This is a genomic window from Cryobacterium sp. TMT2-42-4 (assembly GCF_004402645.1).
GTDB classification, from domain to species: Bacteria; Actinomycetota; Actinomycetes; order Actinomycetales; family Microbacteriaceae; genus Cryobacterium; species Cryobacterium sandaracinum.
The window spans coordinates 1-17,608 of the sequence record NZ_SOFT01000045.1 but is presented as its reverse complement, the minus strand read 5'-3'; the positions used below and the strand labels follow the sequence as shown (position 1 = coordinate 17,608).

Here is a 17,608-nt window from a genome sequence, read left to right as displayed (position 1 = left end):
CTAGGTCGTTTTTCGTCAAAATGTCCGTCGAATCCGTTGGCGGCGTCGGCAGGCCCGGTGAGCCGGGAACCGGGACTGCTACCGCGTTACAGCGCCGCCTGGATGGCCGCCGCGTAGGCCTGGTAGCCGGCGGGGGTCGGGTGGAAGGCATCCGGACCGGCGAAGTAGACCCACGAGTCGACGTCACCGATGCCGTGGCCAGCGAAAGCCGCGGACACGTCGACGTATTCGATGCTGGAGTTCGGTCGGATTGCCTGGGCCTGGGCTACGACGCCCTGGATGGTCTGGTTCAGCAGCATGGTTGCCCCGTTGAGCTGGGCGATCAGCGGGTTGGCCGAGGGGGCGAAGAGCAGCGGGTAGCCGGTGACGACCACGTGGGCATTCGGGGCGGCCGCCGCGACTCGTGCGTAGGTGTCGGCCAGTCGGGCTGCAAGCTCGCCGGAATAGATCAGGGCGCCGGCGGTGGAGATGGCGTTCCCGCACGCGACCTGATCCGCGGAGGCGCACGCCGCCGCCACGCCGGCCACATTCAGATCGTTGCCGCCCACGGTCAGGGTCACCAGGGTGGTCCCCCGGTTCAGGGACGACAGCTGCGTGGTGGTCACAGTCCCGGTGGTGGCCAGGCTGCAGCTGACGTTGCGCAGCAGGTTTGTGCCCTTCACCGCGTCCAGAAGGGCGGGGTAACCGTTCGGGCTCTGCAGGCAGCTGTCCACGTAGTCACCGCCGCCCTGCCCGGCCGCGTAGGAGTCGCCCAGGGCGACGTACTTGTTGACCGGGGCCGTGACTGCGGCGGAAGCCGGTAGGGCACCGGCGGCAAGCACGCCCGAGGCGGCGAGGACGGCGGCGAGGACGCTGGACAGGAGTCGGATTCGGGGTTTCATGGCCCGACTTTACTCGGATCTGCGCTCCAGGTGCAGGGTTGATTTCGGCACGACCTCAGCGACTCCCGGAAAGCGGCCTGGCGCTCAGAAGATTGAATCGCGCGTCACGCGGCGAGAACGTCAGGCGGTGGGGGGCACGTAGCGGTAATACTCGATGCCCTGGTCGTAGAAGTCGGGGCCGTTCGCGGTGCCGAGGTGGTCGACGACGAACTGGTCCTCGGCCGGGGCCGGCACGAGGTCACCGGGGCGCCCCTCGTGCAGCGCGATGTACTGCGCCTCGGTCAGGTCGACCGGGCCGTGCAGGGCGGTCTCGAAGTTGATGCGTGCGGCGGCGGCCTGCCAACCCGCGGCGACCCGCATCGGGAGAGCCTCGGCGGCGTCGCCGCTGCCGTAGCCGAGCGCCAGCCACTCCTGGCCGGCGAGCTCGAGGCCCTCCGTCAGTGCATGCTGCAGACCGGATGCGAGCCACGCCGGCAGGGCGGCCGTGTAGAGGTTGCCCAGGTCGCGCATGGCGTCCGAGCCGAGGCCGAGCTTCTCGCTGACCAGGACGTTCCAGACTTCGGTGCTGCGCAGGTGCTGGCGCAGACGGCGGGACAGCGGGAAGACGTCACCGATGATCTCGCCGATGTCGGCCCCGTTTCCGTGGAACGGCGACGGTGCGCACATCTCGGCGAGCAGGAGGTCGGCGTCGATCCCGGCATCCGCGCAGTGCGCGCGCAGCTGGTCGCGGCCCGATTCCTCGTCGGCCGCGAGCGTGAACAGGTAGGCCATCACCCAGCCGGTCGCCGGCATCTGGTGGTACGGGCGGTGCATGAACACCCGGTCGACCTCGTTGAAGTAATCGAGGGAATTGCCGGGGCGCTTTCCCAGCATGGCCGTCATCGCGTGGTGGGTGGCGTCGATGTAGCAGCTGGTCGAGTACCGGCCGTTGAACACGGGCAGGTCCTGCATCTGCCCGTCGTCGCGGGGCGGCTGCCCGCGGAAGCGCGCGAACGGCTTGCGGAAGTCCGCCACCCGGTAGTCGGAGTCGCTGCCGGACCCGGCCAGATTTACTTCCAGCAGTCGGGCCTCGCTTTCCAGGAGCACAGCGACGGCGCCGGCACCTTGGGTGGGCTCGCCGCTGCCGCCCCGAGCGTATTCGGCGATGTCGGCGGAGACGACGATGGCCTGGCGGCCCACGCCATCCGTCGCCAGGTAGCGCAGGGCGGCCTTGATGCCGTAGACGCCGGCGAGGCAGGCCTGCTTGAACTCGGGTACCTCGCAGTCGCGCGCGAGCGGCGGCATGCCATGCGCGGTGAGGGCGTCGTTGACCATGCCCTTGACGATGACCGCACCGGCCGAGTTGTCGCTGCTGGATTCGGTGCCGAGGGCCAGGAGGCCGACCTGACCGGGGTCGATGTCGTAATCGCGGATCAAACGCCACACCGCGTTCGCCGCGAGCGTGTAGACGCTCTGGCCCGGGCCGCGCATGCGGAAGCTGCGTCCAACGACGTTCCGGACCTTCCCCCACGGCTGGTCGTTCCAGTCGCACCAGGCTTCGAGCTGCACCCGGTAGGGCGGAACGAACAGGGAGAATCCACTAATTCCAGGCGTCAACGGTTCCCTCTTCAGGTTTGGTGTGGTTGTTCACCCACACCGGGTCTCAAACGCACCCCTCCATTATCAACGGATCGGTCGGTGAAAGTGGTGACCAGGAGCAGATCGTCAGGCGGAACCGACCCGATCACGGCGGTGCGGCGCCCCGGGAAGCGACTAAAATCGAATGAACCCGATCGGAGCACCACTGTGGACCAACCCATCGACGGTGGCGCCACCGCCGTGGCCCGCGCGCACAGCAACATCGCCCTCGTCAAATACTGGGGCAAGCGCGACGCCGCCCTGAACACGCCCGCGGTCGGCTCCATCTCGGTCACGCTCGACGCGCTCTATACCGACACCCGCGTCACCTTCACGCCCGGTCTGGCCGCCGATGAACTCTGGCTGGCCGGATGCCGCCTCCCGGCCACGCGCATCAGTCGCGTTCTCGACCTGGTGCGCGGGCATGCCGCCAGCATGGGTCTGTCCGCCGCCGGGCTGAACGCCATCGTGACGTCGACGAACAACTTTCCGACCGGGGCCGGCCTCGCCTCGTCGGCATCCGGCTTCGCCGCCCTCGCGGTTGCCGCGTCCGGTGCCGCCGGCCTCACCCTGGCCGACTGGCAGCTGTCGATCCTGGCCCGGCACGGCTCGGGCTCGGCCGCCCGCTCGATTTTCGGTGGCTTCGCCGAGATGCACGCCGGCACCGCCGCCGACGGATCGGACGCCTACGCGGAGGAGCTGCTCGACCGGGCGGGCTGGCCGCTCGCGGTCGTCGTGGCGATCACCGAGCACGGCGAGAAATCGATAAATTCCACTATCGGCATGAACGAGAGCAAGGCCTCCTCGCCGTTTTACCAGGCCTGGCTCGACTCGGCCGACGACGACCTCACCGAGATGCGCTCCGCCATCCGTGACCGCGATTTCGCCCGGCTTGGGGAGCTCTCCGAGTACAACTGCCTCAAACTGCACGCCCTCATGCTCACGACCCGACCCGCACTGATCTATTGGAACGCCGCGACCGTCGCCGCGATGCACGCCGTGGCGGGTCTTCGCGCCGAGGGCGTGCCGGCCTACTTCACCATCGACGCCGGGCCGCAAGTCAAGGTGCTCTGCCTGCCTGGCGACGCCGCCGCGGTTCAACGGGCGATGGTGCTCGTGCCCGGGGTGCTCGAGGCGCGCATCAGCGCGCTCGGCCCGGCCGCCTGCCGGCTGGAATGACCATGGGGACGACTCTGCCGACGCCTCCGCCGAAGCCGACGATCCGGGCGTCCGCGCCCGGCAAGCTCTTCCTGCTGGGCGAGTACGCCGTGCTCGAGGGCGCACCGGCTCTGCTCGCCGCCGTCGACCGACGCGTGGAGGTGACGGTCGACGAGTCACCCACGGGCTCCTGGCAGGTCAGCGCGTCCAATTTGGGCATCCGAAACCTGGTGTTGGGAACGGATGGCGCCCTCCCGGCCGGCCTCACCGACCAGCAGCGCGACCACCTCCGCGTCTTCGACCAGGTGCGCGTCGCCGTGCAGGCCGCTGCGCTGCAGGCGCAGGCGCTGCCGCAGCGGCAGACCCCGCTCGCCATCAGCATTGACAGCAGCGCGCTGTCTCGGGGCGGCCACAAGCTCGGCCTCGGTTCCAGCGCCGCCACCGCCACCGGCCTGACCGTCGCGCTGGCCCGCGCCCTCGGCCTGACGCTCGACCGAAACGAGCTGTTCCGCCTGGCTTACGCCGCCCACCGCAGCGCGCAGAACGGCGCCGGCAGCGGCGGAGACGTGGCCGCGAGCGTGCACGGCGGGTTGATCCGCTATGCCCCGGGTGCCGCAGTGGTGCCTCTGCGCTGGCCGGAGGAGCTCTGTATCTCGGCCGTCGTCACCGGCGAGGGTACGCTGACCACCCGCCTGGTGGGCCGGGTGGCCGACTACGCCGCCGAGAACCCCGCCCGGCACCGGGCCGACCTCGACCGGCTGAAACACCTCGCCGGACAGGCCGAGGCGGCGCTGGCCAGCCCGGCCGATTTCCTGCGCCTCGCCTCCGACTACTTCGCGGCGCTCAGCCAACTCGACGCGCATGCCCAGGCCGGCATCGTGAGCGAGCGACACCGTGAACTGCACGCCCTCGCCCGGCGCACGGGCGGCGTCTTCAAGACCAGCGGGGCCGGCGGCGGAGACGTCGGTCTGGCCTTTAGCTACGCTGGAGAACCCACCGAGCGACTCGCCGGGGCACTTGCCCGGGCCGGGGCCGCCATCGTCCCGCTCGGCTTCTTCGCCGCCGGCCTACAGGGAGGCACCGCGTCATGAGCCGGTCCCGCATCCCCCGCTTCTACCAGTTGTCGGTCAGTGAACGCATCGCGCTCCTCCGGCAACGCGGTGTCCTGTCGACGGATGCCGCCGCGCACCTCGCGGACGGAACGTCCGCCCTCGACGTGGCGGCCGCCGACCGGTTGATCGAGAACGTGATCGGCGTCTTCTCAATGCCGATGGGACTCGGCCTGAACTTCCAGATCAACGGCCGGGACCACCTGGTGCCGATGGTGGTCGAAGAGCCCTCCATCGTCGCCGCGGTCAGCTCCACGGCCCGGCTGGTGCGCCAGGCCGGCGGGTTCACGAGCGTCGCCGACGAGCCGCTGCTGATCGGCCAGATCCAGGTCGTCGACCTTATCGACCCCGAGCGCGCCCGGGCTGACCTGCTCGCGCGCGGCGACGAGCTCGTGGCGCTGGCCGACAGCGGGCATCCGAACATGGTGGCGCGCGGCGGCGGCGCCCGCGGCATCGAGGTCTTCCTGCGCGGTGCGACGGCGCAGAACGGCGAACTGCTCGTCGTGCACCTGCTGGTCGACACCCGCGATGCGATGGGCGCCAATCTCGTCAACTCGATGTGCGAACGGCTCGCCCCACTGGTCGAGGAGATCAGCGGCGGCCGCGTGTTCCTGCGCATCCTTTCCAACCTGACCGACCGGGCCCTGGTGCGCGCCCGTGCCGTGCTCCCGCACGCGCTCCTCGAGACCGCCGACTTCCCCGGCGAACGCGTGCGCGACGGTATCGTGCTCGCGAACGAGTTCGCGGCCATGGATCCCTACCGGGCCACCACGCACAACAAGGGCATCATGAATGGCATCGACGCCGTCGCCCTTGCCACCGGCAACGACTGGCGGGCGATCGAGGCGGCGGCCCACGCCTACGCCGGCCGCGGCGACGGTTACGGCCCGCTCACCACCTGGAGCGTGAACGACGCCGGCGATCTCGTGGGCGAACTGACCATCCCGTTGAAGGTCGGCACGGTCGGCGGCCAGGTGGAGTCGAACCCGGCCGTACGGCTTGCCCACACGATCCTCGGGGTGTCTTCAGCGGCCGAGCTGGCCGACGTGATGGCCGCCGTGGGGCTGGCCCAAAATCTGGCCGCCCTCAAGGCCCTGTCGACCAACGGCATCCAGCACGGACACATGCGCCTGCACGCGCGGGCCGTGGCGGCTGCCGCGGGCGCCAGTGGAGCCCGGTTCGACGAGGTCGTCGAGACGCTCATCGCCGACGGCGAGATCAAGGTGTGGAAGGCGCGCCAGATTATGCAGACCCTCGAAGAGAACGGCGACGGCGACCGGGCCATCGAACCGGCCGCCCCGGATGCCGGGTACGGCGCCGCCGCCTCCGTCGCCTTGCCCGCGGCTCACCCGGCACCCACGGCCGCCCTTACGCCCGGCGCTTCCGCCACGTGCGCCATTGCCCTCACCCCCGGAGTCCCCGGCCCGGATGCCCACCTCGGCTACGGCAAAATCATCCTGATGGGCGAGCATTCCGTCGTCTACGGCTACCACGCGATCGCTGCGCCGATCGGTCTGTCGGTGCGCGCGCAGGTCACCCGCCAGGCGTCGCTGCGCGAACCGGTCATCGCCGACTGGGACGTCGACGGCTCGGTGCGCGAACCGATCCGAGCAGACCTCTCGCACCGGGTGGCGGCGCTGATCGCCACCCGGCTCGGCGTGTCCGACGCCGGCCTGCGGGTCGACGTGTTCTCGCACCTGCCGCGCGCCAGCGGCCTGGGTGCCTCCGCCGCGTTCGCGGTGGCATTGATCCGCGCCGTCGCCGACAGCTTCCAGCTCACGATCAGCGACGCCGAGGTCTCGAGCCTCGCCTTCGAGTGCGAACAGATCGTGCATGGCACCCCGTCGGGCATCGACAACACCGTCGCCACCTTCGGCCGGTCGGTCCTTTTCCAGAGATCGAATGCCCCGGGCGGTCACACGATCCGCGACATCTTCACTCCCCACCCGATCCCCATCGTCATCGGGCTGTCCGGGGTGGAGTCGCTGACGAAGCAGACCGTGGGCCTCGTGCGCGGCGCCTGGCAGCGCAACCCCGCGCGCTACGACGCGATCTTCAGCCAGATCGACGGGCTGGTGTTGGCCGGGGTCGACGCGCTCCGCCGCGGCGACATCGCCGAGCTCGGCGAACTGATGAACATCAATCAGGGACTGCTCAACGCGCTACAGGTGTCGAGCCCGGAGATCGAGTCACTCGTGGCGATCGCTCGCCGCGCCGGCGCCCTCGGAGCGAAGCTGACCGGTGGCGGGGGCGGCGGCGCCATGATCGCTATCGCCGAACCCGGCGGCACCGGCCCGATCATCACCGCAATGCGCAGCGCCGGCTACACGACCTACCTCACCGAGATTCGCTGAGCACCCGAATTCCGAACCTGTATTCGAGGTATTCGGCGCTGGGCATCTGATCATTCCGGTTAGCGATAGACGGAAATCATGGCAGTCGTCCACAGGTTTCCTGCGTAGTTATCCACACCGGGCATTTCAGTGATTATGCGGGCGACAGCCACATTTCACCCTGCTGTCCACAGGGTTGTCCACAAGGCTGTGGATAGACGTATCTTCGACGTCTGTCGGCCGCCCTGCCCGCCTCGCGGCGCAGGTCTCAATCGGCGGCCCTACGGCGGGCCGACGCGCCCCGGCCACAGGTCGACACCCAAACCGTTTTCCAGACGGGCCACGGTCGCCAGGTCCGGCCAGGACCGCCCGTGCAGCACCGAGAGCAGTGTCGTGTGATCGAGCCCGGCATCGCACGCCACGGCGCGCACGCTCCGCTCGCCGATTGCGGCCTGCACGTTCACCGCGAACCGACGGGCCACTTCGCCGACGACGCCCGCCAACGGCACGTCGGGCCACCCCACCACGAGGTCACGGGGAGCAGGTCGCGCCGGTCTGGACATAGCCCGAGCGTAGACGACGGATGTCCCCCTCGGATCGCCCACCCCAACTCGTCAGTCAAATCCACGGTGGTCGGGCGGGTCGAGACCCGGTGAGGCGCTCCCTGAATTTGTGAACAAGTCTTCGATGTTAACACGGTATCGAGTCGCCAAATACTGACTGACTCTCAACTCTGTGTTCGCAATGAGGTATCCCCGTAACATGATCAATCTCGCGGATGACCTCAGGCAGGCGGCCGATGCCGTGGCCCGGCTGGGTTCCTCGAGTGCCGACCTTTCGGCCCTGCCTGATGCCGAGGTGTTGGCCGGTCAGATGCGAATCGTTGCGATCCGTCGTCTCGTTGAGACCTATGCCGCCTGGATGGCGGCGACCATCGCCGAGCGTTCCCGGCCGGAGTTCGGGCACTCGGGTTTGGCGGCGCGGCAGGGGTATCTCTCCCCGGAGGCCCTGATCCAGAACTCGACCGGCTCGTCGAAGGGCGACGCGTACAAGCTGGTCGCGGTCGGCACGATGATGGCCGATGCCGAGGCGGCCGACAGGCTGGTACCGCCGGCACCCTCTCCGTCGACGCGGCCGAGTCGATCCGGGCCGGGCTCGGCCAGATCGACGCGGCGGTCACCGCGGAGAAGCTCGCGGCGGCACTCGAGACGCTCCTCACCGAGGCGCCAGCGTTGAATGCCGACGAGGTCTTCAAACGGGCCCGCCGGATGCGCGACTGGCTCGACGAGGCGGGCATCGCCGCCCGCGAGAAGCAAGCCCACGAGAAGCAAGCCCACGACGACCGCTACCTGCGGGTCTACCGGCTCGCCAATGGCGACGTGCGCCTGAACGGGCTCTTCGCCCCCGAAGACGGCGAGTTCGTGCTCTCCACCTTCGACTCCATCACCGGCCCCCGCCGCGGCGGGGTACGGTTCGTGGACGCAGAGCGGGCCGCCTGGGCACAGAAGATGCAAGACGACCCCCGCACGACCGAACAGATCAACGCAGACTCCCTCGTGCAGCTGCTGAAGATCGCCGGCGAGGCCGACCCCGGCCGGGACTTCGGCGGCCGCCGACCCTCGGTGCGGGTGATCGTGACCGAAAAGGCGCTCACGGCCGAGACCGGCGAGCCGGGTGCCGCCGAACCCGCCGCTCACGGGCAGATCGAGGGCAACCCGGTCCCCATCTCGCAGGAGACCATCGACCGACTCCTCTGCGACACCGGCACCCGCGGCATCAAGTTCGACGCGGACGGCCAGATCATCGACGTCGGCCGTGACGAACGGCTCTTCACCGAGGCACAGTGGGCCGCAATGGGAGTACGTGACGGCGGATGCCTCTGGATCGACTGCGACCGGTCACCGGCCTGGAGCGAAGCCCATCACATCAACGAGTGGCTCAAAAACAACGGATGTACGGACCTTGCCGACGGGGTACTCCTCTGCCATCCCCACCACCTGCTGCTGCACAACCAGCACTGGACGATCAGCCGCACCGGAACGCAGTACTGGCTTAGGCCACCGGTCGAGGTCGACCCGAAGCAGACGCTGATCGCACTGCCGAGCAAGCGGGCAGCGCTGGAGCGGTTGGTCTCGACGGGCTCGACCACCGGGGCTGAAACCACCGGAACGACAAAAGGTCCCCAATCTCTCGGGGGCCTTTCTGTCCAACTGGGTAGACGGCATAGCGAGGCTCAGCGCACAACCACGCCCCAGCACGCCGCCGCAACTTAAATCAGAAACGACTCCCGACCTCAGCCGGTCGGTGGAATGAGGCTTAGGACAGCGTCGAACTGAGCAGCAGACTCGTCTCGCTGTTAACGACGCCATCGACGGAGCGAATCTGGCCGAGTAGCCGGTCGAAGTTGCTCAGCGTGTCGGTCCGGATCTCGGCCACCAGGTCCCAGCCGCCGTTCGTGGTGTGTAGCGCCCGGACTTCGGGAAAGCCGCGAAGTTGGCTGATCGCCCGATCTGTTGAGCGGCCCTCGACCTCGATGAGCGCGATCGCCCGGATCGAGTCGGGATCCCGCTCTTCGCGAACCCGGACGGAGAATCCGAGGACGGTGCCCGAGTCCAGCAGCCGCTGCAGCCGGATGTTCACCGTTGCCCTCGTGACTCCGAGGTCATGGGCGAGCGTGGTGACGGGGGTTCGCCCGTCCGCCCGCAGCGCGCCGATTAGGCGGCGATCGAGGTCATCGAGCGTATGCATGATTCACACTGTACAGCCAGGAGAATCATCTTGAAAGATTTATGGAACATATTGGCTCGTTCTGCTCGTTACGCGTGCACATTGCTCGGTCATAGGCTGATTACAGAAAACAAAAAGAAAGTTGTCGTGGTGCGTTTCATGAACGTAAAAAACATCACCGCCCGGCCGTTCGGCTTCGACATCGTCGTGGTAGCGAGCGTGCGGGACGCGGTGGCGGGCGCCGACATCATCACGACCTCCACTACTGATAAGGCCCAGGCGGCGGGGCGCACGCACTACGACTAGATCGCCATCTTCGACTCGGTCGATTTTGCCATCGAGGACTTGTCGGTGCTGCGCTACCTGCGCGATTCGGTCCCCGGCGCCTCATTCTTCGTCGAACTCGATCTGATCGCCGGTCCCTTCGATCCCAAGAACCTTTTCGGTCTGGTCGCTGACGTTATCGTCTCGATTTCTGCTCGGCCGTAAGCGCCGGCTCTTTGGGGCGATGATCGGCGTGCCGTCATTGTTAAGTTCAACCACTGCGTCTCTCAAAACCTGATCAGGCATTGCCCTGCGTCGGTTTCTGACACGCTCCACCGAAATGCACGGCAGATTTCAACAACATCCGTTTCAAGAACATCCGTGAACTCGCCACTTAGTTCCCTCGGCCGCTAAGCCCGGAAACCTTTCGACCTGACGATCGGATGTCCAATATCCGTATCAACGCCGGAGGTCATCATGGTCCAACCAAGGTCCGAGGTCGGGTCTGTCCCGACCGAGCCCGAGGGGCGCACAACCGAGCGCGCCCTGTCCCTGCCTCAGTCGACTGCACTGATTATGGGCAGTATCATCGGTGTCGGCATCTTCTCGCTGCCCTACGCATTAGCGTCGTATGGCCCGATCAGCCTGGTCGCCATGGGCCTCGCCACCGTCGGGGCGGTCGCGCTTGCGCTGATGTTCGCGGTGATGTCGCGACGCCTGCCGGCTGCTGGCGGACCGTATGCCTATGCACGCTCAGGGTTCGGCAACGCGGCCGGGTTCGTTAACGCCTGGTCCTACTGGATCACGGCATGGGCGGGCAACGCGGCGATCGTCGTCGGCTGGGTGTACTACGTCGAGCACTTCCTAAACAAGGACGGCGCGGTCGGCTGGTCCATCCTGATCGCCCTCGTCGGGTTGTGGATCCCGGCCGTGATCAACCTGACTGGCGTGCGCGCGATGGGTTCGGTCCAAGTCTGGACGACGGTGCTGAAGTTCATCCCGCTGGCCATCATGTCGACCGTCGGGTTGTTCTTCATCAAGGCGGGGAACTTCACGCCGTGGAACCTCAGCGGTGACAGCAGCCTGTCGGCGATCGGTGGAGCGATGGCGATCGCACTGTTCAGCTATTTGGGCGTCGAGACCGCAGCCGTTGCCGCAGCGAAGGTCCGCGATCCCGAACGAAATGTCCCGAAGGCGACCATCTACGGCACGCTCGCTAGCGCCATCGTCTACCTGCTGTCGATGGTTGCCGTGTTCGGCATCGTGCCCGCCTCGCAGTTGGCTATGGACGTGAACAAAGCGTCCTACTCCGTCGCGGCCAACTCGATCGTCGGCGGCGGTTCCTGGGCCGGGGACTTGGTTGCGTTGGCCGTCATCGTCTCCGGTATCGGCGCACTAAACGGCTGGACAATGATCTGCGCGGAGATGCCATTGGCTGCCGCGAAGGACGGGCTGTTCCCGGCGCGGTTCGGGAGCCTGTCGCGGCGCCGGGTTCCGGCCTTCGGGATCATCGCGTCCACCGGGCTGGCGTCGGTCGCCGTTGTGATCAGCTATCTGGGAACCAGCGGCTCAACGGTGTTCACCACCCTGGTCCTGATGACCGGGATCACGGCGGCCGTGCCCTACGCATTCTCCGCCTTGGTCCAGATCAAGTGGCGTTGGCGGGACAGCCACCCAGTCCACACGTCGAGGTTCGCGTTCGACGTGTCGGTGGCGGTCGTGGCGCTGATCTTCTCGGTCGCCTTCATCTACTACTCCAGGAACACCAGCGACTTGTGGTACGTCGTCTGGGGCCCGTTCCTGATGGCCGGCGGCGCGTTCGTCGTCGGGATCCCGGTCTACCTTGCGCAGCGGCACCGGATGACTAAGCCGGCCCCCGTGCCCGAGTACCGCTGAGCATTTACACCATCAATACAGTAAGGAATAGCCATGCCATTTCGTGTTGAATCCGAGGTAGGAGTGCTGCGCCAGGTGATCGTCCACCGGCCGGGTCTCGAGCTCAGCCGGTTGACCCCGGACAACGTCGAGGACCTGCTCTTCGACGACGTCATGTGGGCCGATCGGGCTAGGGAAGAGCACGACGCGTTCGTCGGCCAGCTCAGAGAGCGCAACGTGACGGTGCACTACTTCCGCGAACTGCTCGCCGCGGCGCTGGACGCGCCGGGTGCCCGGGAGTTCCTGCAGAAGTGTCTGACCACGGCCATCCGGTTCGGGCCCGCGCTGGATAAGCCGCTGGAGCGGATCGTCGACCAAACGTCGTCGGAGGTCCTTTCCGAGCTCCTGATCGGGGGCGTGCTCAAGAGTGACGTCATGCCGATGCTGCACACGCCCAGCCTTCTGATGGAGTCCCTCGGCATCGACGACTTCCTGCTGCGGCCCCTGCCGAACCACCTGTTCCAGCGCGATAACTCGGCCTGGATCTACGGCGCCCTGAGCATCAACCCGATGGCCAAGCAGGCCCGCAAACGCGAGACCATCAACTCCCGCCTGATCTACAAGTTCCACCCGATGTTCCGCGACGCCGGGCTGGAGATCGTCTACGGCGACGATTCCCTGCCCCACGAGCCCGCTACCGTCGAGGGCGGCGACGTGCTCGTGATCGGCAATGGGGTGCTGATGATCGGGATGGGCGAGCGGACCTCGCCCCAGGGTGTCGAGACACTGGCACGACTGCTCTTCCAGGGCGGCCATGTCCGCCAGGTGATCGTCGTCGAGCTTCCGAAGGAGCGGGCGTTCATGCACCTGGACACCGCCATGACAATGGTCGACAGCGACGCGTTCTCCCTGTATCCGTACCTGCCCGAAACGCTGCGCGCGTTCGTGCTCACCCCAGTGGGGTCCGCCGGCGACTACGACATTACGGAGCACACGGACCTGTTTCCTCTCGTGGCCGAGGCCCTCGGCGTCGACAAGGTTCGGGTCCTGCGCACCCCAATCGATCGCGCGGGTGCGCAGCGAGAGCAGTGGAACGATGGGAACAACTTCCTCGCCGTTTCCCCCGGCGTCGTGCTGGGTTATGAGCGGAACACTACCGCCAATCGATACCTCGCCGACGAGGGCATCGAAGTCGTACCCGTCGTGGGATCCGAGCTCGGCCGCGGCCGCGGCGGTCCGCGATGTCTGTCCTGCCCAATCGAAAGAGATGCGGTGATCCTGTGAGCTTTAACCTGCACAACCGGAGTTTCCTTAAGGAAGTCGACTTCACCCCGAAGGAGTGGAAGTTCCTCCTCGGGCTGGCCGCGGACCTCAAGGCAGCCAAATACGCCGGCACTGAGCTGCCGCGGCTAACCGGGAAGAACATCGCCCTCATCTTCGAGAAGACCTCCACCCGGACCCGCTGCGCCATGGAGGTCGCCGCGCACGACCAGGGCGCCCACGTGACCTACCTCGATCCGAGCGGGTCACAGATGGGGCACAAGGAGTCCGTTAAGGACACCGCGCGGGTGCTGGGCGGGATGTTCGACGCCATCGAGTATCGCGGCTCGGCGCAGACCAACGTCGAGACACTGGCCGCGTCGTCGGGTGTGCCGGTGTGGAACGGGTTGACGGACGAGTGGCATCCCACCCAGGCGCTGTGCGACATGCTCACGATGCGCGAGCACTCCACCAAGAACGACCACGAGATCGCCTTCGCTTACCTCGGAGACGCGCACAACAACGTCGCGAACTCGCTGCTGGTGGCAGGGGCGCTGATGGGCATGGACGTACGCATCGTGGCCCCCCGCCCTCTGTGGAACACCGACGGTGTGATCGCGGCCGCCCAGACGATCGCCGAGAGCACGGGCGCGCGGCTGACCCACACTGAGGACGTCGCCGAGGGCGTGGCCGGGGTCGACTTCATCTACACCGACATCTGGGTCTCCATGGGCGAGCCCAAGGAAACTTGGGACGAACGCATCGCCGCCCTGCTTCCCTACCAGGTCACCGTGGACGTCTTGGCTAAGACCAGCAACCCCGACGTCAAGTTCATGCACTGCCTGCCGGCGTTCCACGACCGGAACACGGCCGTCGGGGAACAATTGTTCAAGCAGACCGGCCTCGGCGAGCTTGAGGTCACGGACGAGGTGTTCGAGTCGTCCAGCTCCATCGTGTTCGCTCAGGCCGAGAACCGGATGCACTCGATCAAGGCGATCATGGTCGCCACCCTGGGGTCCTGATGCGCATCGTGGTCGCTCTCGGCGGCAACGCGCTCCAGGAGCGCGGCGCCCCGATGACGGTGCAAAACCAGCGTGCCAACGTCGCCAAGGCGTGCGCCGCGCTGGCGCCAATCGCCCGGGAGCATCAGCTGGTGATCTCCCACGGCAACGGGCCGCAGGTCGGGCTGCTCGCGCTCCAGGCGGCCGCCTACGACCACACGTCCGAGTACCCTTTCGACGTCCTGGGCGCCCAGACCGAGGGAATGATCGGGTACATGATCGAACAAGAACTCGGCAACCGACTCCCGTTCGAAAAGTCAATCGCGACGATCCTGACAATGACCGAGGTGGACCCGGCGGACCCGGCGTTCAGGGACCCGACGAAGTTTGTCGGGCCGGTGTACGACGCCGACGAGGCGCGTCGCCTGGCGGTGCTGCGGGGGTGGGTCGTCAAACCCGACGGCGACCACTGGCGTCGGGTGGTGCCCTCGCCCATGCCGCAGCGGATCTTCGAGCTGAGCACGATCAAAACGCTGGTGGAGGCCGACACGGTGGTGATCTGCGCCGGCGGCGGTGGCATACCCACCATGTACCAGCCCGGCTCCCGCAAACTCATCGGCGTCGACGCCGTGATCGACAAGGACCGGGCCAGCGCGGTGCTGGCCCGGGACCTCAAGGCCGACTCCCTAGTGATCGCCACCGACGCGGACGCCGTCTACACCGGCTGGGGGACGCCAGAACAGCGCGCCATCATGCTCGTCCACCCGGACACGCTCGCGGGCTTCGACTTCCCGGCGGGCTCGATGGGACCCAAGGTTGAGGCGGCGATCGACTTCGCCCGCAACACCGGTCGCGACGCCTTCATCGGATCCCTGACAGAATTGCCGGCGCTCCTGGACGGAACCGCGGGTACCCGGGTCTCCGTGACAGCGAACGGCGTGGCCTACCGCTGACCCCACCGCAGTCCCACGACGCCGGTCCACGGCGGCTGACGGGGACGACAGAAACCTGCCCGGGCCGACTCAACGGTCCGGGCAGGTGCGCGTAAACGACAGGTTGGGCAGCGCGACCTTCTCTCGCAACCAGGTCATGACAGGAGGAAGCCTCGATCCATTGGTGAGGCGTGGAAGTTGACGGCGCGTTAAACAGAGAATGCCTTCCAGATCAGGAAAAATAGAACTTACTTAGGGTTCATTTCGACTGACACGAGAGGCATCTCGTAGTTGCAAGTTCTTCATAGATCCAAGGCCTTGTCAGCGTCCTTCGATGACACCAATCTCGTGTCGGCCGCCGGGCTCGTCCCCGCGATGATGCTGGCCGCCTCCACAGGCCTGGGCAAGCTGGCCAGCCGGTGGTTGAGGTTGCCGGGGTACTTCGGCGAACGCCGGGTTAGAGGTCACCGCGTTGGTCGCGGGGATGCTCGCCGGCGCCGATTCCATCGATGACACGGCCCTGCTCCGCCACGGCGGGCTGAAGAAAATCTTCGTTGAAACCTACGCACCCTAGACACTGGGCTCGTTCCTGCGGGCGTTCACTTTCGGCCACCTTCGTCAGCTCGACGCAGTCGCCGCGCGGTGGCTGGTCAACGTCGCCCAGGTCGCACCGATCGTGGCTGGGATCGATGACTACGCCCTGGTCGATATCGACGACACCATCAAAGAAGTCCACGGCTACCAGAAACAGGGCTCCGGCTACGGATACTTTGGAGGGCGCGGGCTGAACGCGTTGATCGGGATCGTTTCGACGACGTTTTCCGCGCCGGTCATCATCGGTGCCCGGCTCCGGAAAGGCGCGGCGGGGTCTCCGCGCGGAGCGGGAAAGTTCGTCGGCGATGTCCTCGCGACCGTGAAACGGTTGCGATCCGCGACCGCGGCCGGCGCGAAAGTCTCAATCACCGCCCGGATGGATCCGGCCGTGAATCGCGCTATCGCCACTATTCCTGACGATGCCTGAACGAAGATTGAGTACACCGACGCGATCCGGGACGAGGCCACCGGCACCTGGATTTCCTTCGCTGAAGTCGCTGAAGTGCCGGTCACCGCGTTCAGTTCGAGGAAGATCAGCGAACGCATCACGGGATGCGTGGTCGTGCGGCGGATCCCGGAACTGGACCCGTTCGACGGTGCCCGGCCAACGCCGGCCTCACAGACGGTGCACTGGCACACCGACAGTCAGGCAAATTCACCGCTAACGCCGCCTGGCTGGTGCTGGCCACGATCGCATTCAACCTCGCCCGCGCCGCCGGCACCGTCACCGGCAGCACCCTCGGCAAGGCGCGCAGCGGCACGATTCGCCGCAAACGGATTCAGATTCCGGCCCGCGTCTCGACCTCGGCCAGAAAACACGTCCTGCACCTCCCGGTCAGCTGGCCCTGGGAAACCGGCTGGACAGCCCCGTTTGCGGCGGCCTGCGGCCCGCCACGAACGGCCACCATCTGACCACCCAACCCCACGGCGCAAGCAGACCAGGAACACCACCGGCAGCAAGGCCGGCCGCTTCGCCATGCCCACCGTCAGAAACTTCAGTTCACAGGCCGGCGACCCGGCTCAGCCACGCTGACCGGTGGATCGAGGCTTAGAGGGACGTGACCAAGCCACATCCGAACGGTTATATGAATCATCGAAATTTGCCTCGACTATCCACAATTTTTCCGGCGATATCGCTCAGTCGCCCATCCGTCGTCCGCGCATGAGTGCGCAAGGGTGAGAACGCGACGCCCATAGGCACTCCGTACTGCTGAGCGAGGACCCCTTTCGCTTCCTGACTTCGCCAGGCTCCAGCTGATGAGGTAGCCGACGGTGACGAATGCAACGTACTCACAGGCGCGCTCTGCACCAAAACCCTAGCTATCGTCGCCCCTGTCGACGGCCACGACCGCGACCTCGACCGCGATCAGGATTCCCGCGAGAACAATGACCCATACGTAGAATTCGCTGGGGCCAAACGAAGGTTTAAGGGAATCGTCTCGAATCGTGCACGGCGATCTCCGCAACCCAAATGGCAATGACTTCAGTTAGGTGGGGCTGCCCCGAGTTCAGTTGACTCAAAGGGTTAGTGGTTTCAGGCGGCCTTGAGGGCCACGTTTATTGTCTCAAACTCGATCGGGGTGAGCTTACCGAGGCGGCGTTGCCGGCGCTTGCGGTGGTAGGTGCGCTCGATCCAGACCACCATCGCCAGGCGCAGTTCCTCCCGGGTTGACCACCGCTGCCGATCGAGGACGTTCTTCTGAAGCAGGGCGAAGAACGACTCCATCGCGGCGTTGTCACCGCATGCGCCGACGCGGCCCATCGACCCGGTGATGCCGTTGTTCTTCAGCACCCGCAGGAACGCGTTGGAGCGGAACTGGGAGCCTCGGTCCGAGTGCAGGATCGTGCCGTCGATGG

General features: G+C 66.7%; 16 protein-coding genes and 1 pseudogene. 12 read left to right on the top strand and 5 right to left on the bottom strand.

The genetic code is table 11. The features are described from left to right. Nucleotides 1-86: 86 nt before the first annotated feature. Entirely contained in the window at nucleotides 87-881 is a 795-nt protein-coding gene (locus E3O18_RS14840) for an SGNH/GDSL hydrolase family protein (RefSeq protein WP_134395227.1), read from the bottom strand. 120 nt (nucleotides 882-1,001) lie between these two features. After that, a complete protein-coding gene (locus E3O18_RS14835; protein ID WP_134395226.1) occupies nucleotides 1,002-2,477 on the bottom strand; it encodes a hydroxymethylglutaryl-CoA synthase family protein in 1,476 nt (491 codons plus the stop codon). Between the two features lie 189 nt (nucleotides 2,478-2,666). Here E3O18_RS14835 and mvaD point away from each other — a divergent pair, with 189 nt between their 5' ends. The 3 genes from mvaD to E3O18_RS14820 are packed head-to-tail and all read left to right on the top strand — an operon-like array spanning nucleotide 2,667 to nucleotide 7,119. Next, nucleotides 2,667-3,677: a diphosphomevalonate decarboxylase gene (gene mvaD, locus E3O18_RS14830; RefSeq protein WP_241976613.1), complete on the top strand. Its 1,011-nt coding sequence runs from the start codon at nucleotides 2,667-2,669 to the stop codon at nucleotides 3,675-3,677. Nucleotides 3,678-3,679: 2 nt separating this feature from the next. Continuing rightward, complete coding sequence (locus E3O18_RS14825) at nucleotides 3,680-4,747, top strand: hypothetical protein (protein WP_166784944.1); 1,068 nt, start codon at nucleotides 3,680-3,682, stop codon at nucleotides 4,745-4,747. After that, a complete protein-coding gene (locus E3O18_RS14820; protein ID WP_134418422.1) occupies nucleotides 4,744-7,119 on the top strand; it encodes a hydroxymethylglutaryl-CoA reductase, degradative in 2,376 nt (791 codons plus the stop codon). Before E3O18_RS14825 ends, E3O18_RS14820 begins: the two co-directional genes overlap by 4 nt. Before the next feature lie 260 nt (nucleotides 7,120-7,379). Here the strand turns inward: E3O18_RS14820 and E3O18_RS14815 are convergent, their stop codons facing one another. Further along, nucleotides 7,380-7,661 carry an XRE family transcriptional regulator gene (locus E3O18_RS14815; protein WP_134418420.1) on the bottom strand — a complete coding sequence of 94 codons (282 nt, stop codon included), beginning with the start codon at nucleotides 7,659-7,661 and terminating at the stop codon, nucleotides 7,380-7,382. A gap of 199 nt (nucleotides 7,662-7,860) precedes the next feature. Here E3O18_RS14815 and E3O18_RS16670 point away from each other — a divergent pair, with 199 nt between their 5' ends. Both E3O18_RS16670 and E3O18_RS14810 read left to right on the top strand, forming a co-directional pair. Further along, nucleotides 7,861-8,334, top strand: coding sequence for a hypothetical protein (locus E3O18_RS16670; protein WP_241978210.1), 474 nt, complete (start codon nucleotides 7,861-7,863; stop codon nucleotides 8,332-8,334). Then, nucleotides 8,241-9,371, top strand: coding sequence for a DUF222 domain-containing protein (locus tag E3O18_RS14810; protein WP_347232354.1), 1,131 nt, complete (start codon nucleotides 8,241-8,243; stop codon nucleotides 9,369-9,371). Before E3O18_RS16670 ends, E3O18_RS14810 begins: the two co-directional genes overlap by 94 nt. Nucleotides 9,372-9,414: 43 nt before the next feature. Here the strand turns inward: E3O18_RS14810 and E3O18_RS14805 are convergent, their stop codons facing one another. After that, nucleotides 9,415-9,846 carry an Lrp/AsnC family transcriptional regulator gene (locus tag E3O18_RS14805; protein WP_134396339.1) on the bottom strand — a complete coding sequence of 144 codons (432 nt, stop codon included), beginning with the start codon at nucleotides 9,844-9,846 and terminating at the stop codon, nucleotides 9,415-9,417. Nucleotides 9,847-9,984: 138 nt separating this feature from the next. Here E3O18_RS14805 and E3O18_RS16200 point away from each other — a divergent pair, with 138 nt between their 5' ends. The 7 genes and pseudogenes from E3O18_RS16200 (at nucleotide 9,985) to E3O18_RS14775 (ending at nucleotide 16,663) form a co-directional block, all read left to right on the top strand. Continuing rightward, nucleotides 9,985-10,131 (top strand): hypothetical protein, encoded by a 147-nt coding sequence (locus E3O18_RS16200; RefSeq protein WP_166784670.1) that lies wholly within the window; start codon nucleotides 9,985-9,987, stop codon nucleotides 10,129-10,131. 45 nt (nucleotides 10,132-10,176) lie between these two features. Beyond that, nucleotides 10,177-10,314 (top strand): hypothetical protein, encoded by a 138-nt coding sequence (locus tag E3O18_RS16195; protein WP_166784669.1) that lies wholly within the window; start codon nucleotides 10,177-10,179, stop codon nucleotides 10,312-10,314. Between the two features lie 252 nt (nucleotides 10,315-10,566). Next, the gene (locus tag E3O18_RS14795; protein ID WP_134396336.1) at nucleotides 10,567-11,985 is read left to right on the top strand and encodes an amino acid permease; all 1,419 of its coding nucleotides are present in this window, start codon (nucleotides 10,567-10,569) and stop codon (nucleotides 11,983-11,985) included. 33 nt (nucleotides 11,986-12,018) lie between these two features. Continuing rightward, nucleotides 12,019-13,248, top strand: coding sequence for an arginine deiminase (locus E3O18_RS14790; protein WP_134418417.1), 1,230 nt, complete (start codon nucleotides 12,019-12,021; stop codon nucleotides 13,246-13,248). Beyond that, a complete protein-coding gene (argF, locus tag E3O18_RS14785) occupies nucleotides 13,245-14,246 on the top strand; it encodes an ornithine carbamoyltransferase (RefSeq protein WP_134396332.1) in 1,002 nt (333 codons plus the stop codon). Before E3O18_RS14790 ends, argF begins: the two co-directional genes overlap by 4 nt. Continuing rightward, nucleotides 14,246-15,178 carry a carbamate kinase gene (gene arcC / locus E3O18_RS14780; RefSeq protein WP_134418416.1) on the top strand — a complete coding sequence of 311 codons (933 nt, stop codon included), beginning with the start codon at nucleotides 14,246-14,248 and terminating at the stop codon, nucleotides 15,176-15,178. Before argF ends, arcC begins: the two co-directional genes overlap by 1 nt. Before the next feature lie 270 nt (nucleotides 15,179-15,448). Then, nucleotides 15,449-16,663: pseudogene (locus E3O18_RS14775) on the top strand (IS1380 family transposase). Nucleotides 16,664-17,285: 622 nt separating this feature from the next. On the opposite strand, the gene E3O18_RS14770 reads toward E3O18_RS14775, so the two are convergent. Beyond that, on the bottom strand, nucleotides 17,286-17,608 hold a 323-nt coding region (locus tag E3O18_RS14770), incomplete at its 5' end, for an IS3 family transposase (RefSeq protein ID WP_166784943.1).

What these genes read in the sequence shown, in the direction of transcription:
- E3O18_RS14840 (WP_134395227.1), bottom strand. Translation starts at nt 881, where the DNA reads ATGAAACCCCGAATCCGACTCCTGTCCAGCGTCCTCGCCGCCGTCCTC.
- E3O18_RS14825 (WP_166784944.1), top strand. Translation starts at nt 3,680, where the DNA reads ATGGGGACGACTCTGCCGACGCCTCCGCCGAAGCCGACGATCCGGGCG.
- E3O18_RS14820 (WP_134418422.1), top strand. Translation starts at nt 4,744, where the DNA reads ATGAGCCGGTCCCGCATCCCCCGCTTCTACCAGTTGTCGGTCAGTGAA.
- E3O18_RS14815 (WP_134418420.1), bottom strand. Translation starts at nt 7,661, where the DNA reads ATGTCCAGACCGGCGCGACCTGCTCCCCGTGACCTCGTGGTGGGGTGG.
- E3O18_RS16670 (WP_241978210.1), top strand. Translation starts at nt 7,861, where the DNA reads ATGATCAATCTCGCGGATGACCTCAGGCAGGCGGCCGATGCCGTGGCC.
- E3O18_RS14805 (WP_134396339.1), bottom strand. Translation starts at nt 9,846, where the DNA reads ATGCATACGCTCGATGACCTCGATCGCCGCCTAATCGGCGCGCTGCGG.
- E3O18_RS16200 (WP_166784670.1), top strand. Translation starts at nt 9,985, where the DNA reads ATGAACGTAAAAAACATCACCGCCCGGCCGTTCGGCTTCGACATCGTC.
- E3O18_RS14795 (WP_134396336.1), top strand. Translation starts at nt 10,567, where the DNA reads ATGGTCCAACCAAGGTCCGAGGTCGGGTCTGTCCCGACCGAGCCCGAG.
- E3O18_RS14790 (WP_134418417.1), top strand. Translation starts at nt 12,019, where the DNA reads ATGCCATTTCGTGTTGAATCCGAGGTAGGAGTGCTGCGCCAGGTGATC.
- arcC (WP_134418416.1), top strand. Translation starts at nt 14,246, where the DNA reads ATGCGCATCGTGGTCGCTCTCGGCGGCAACGCGCTCCAGGAGCGCGGC.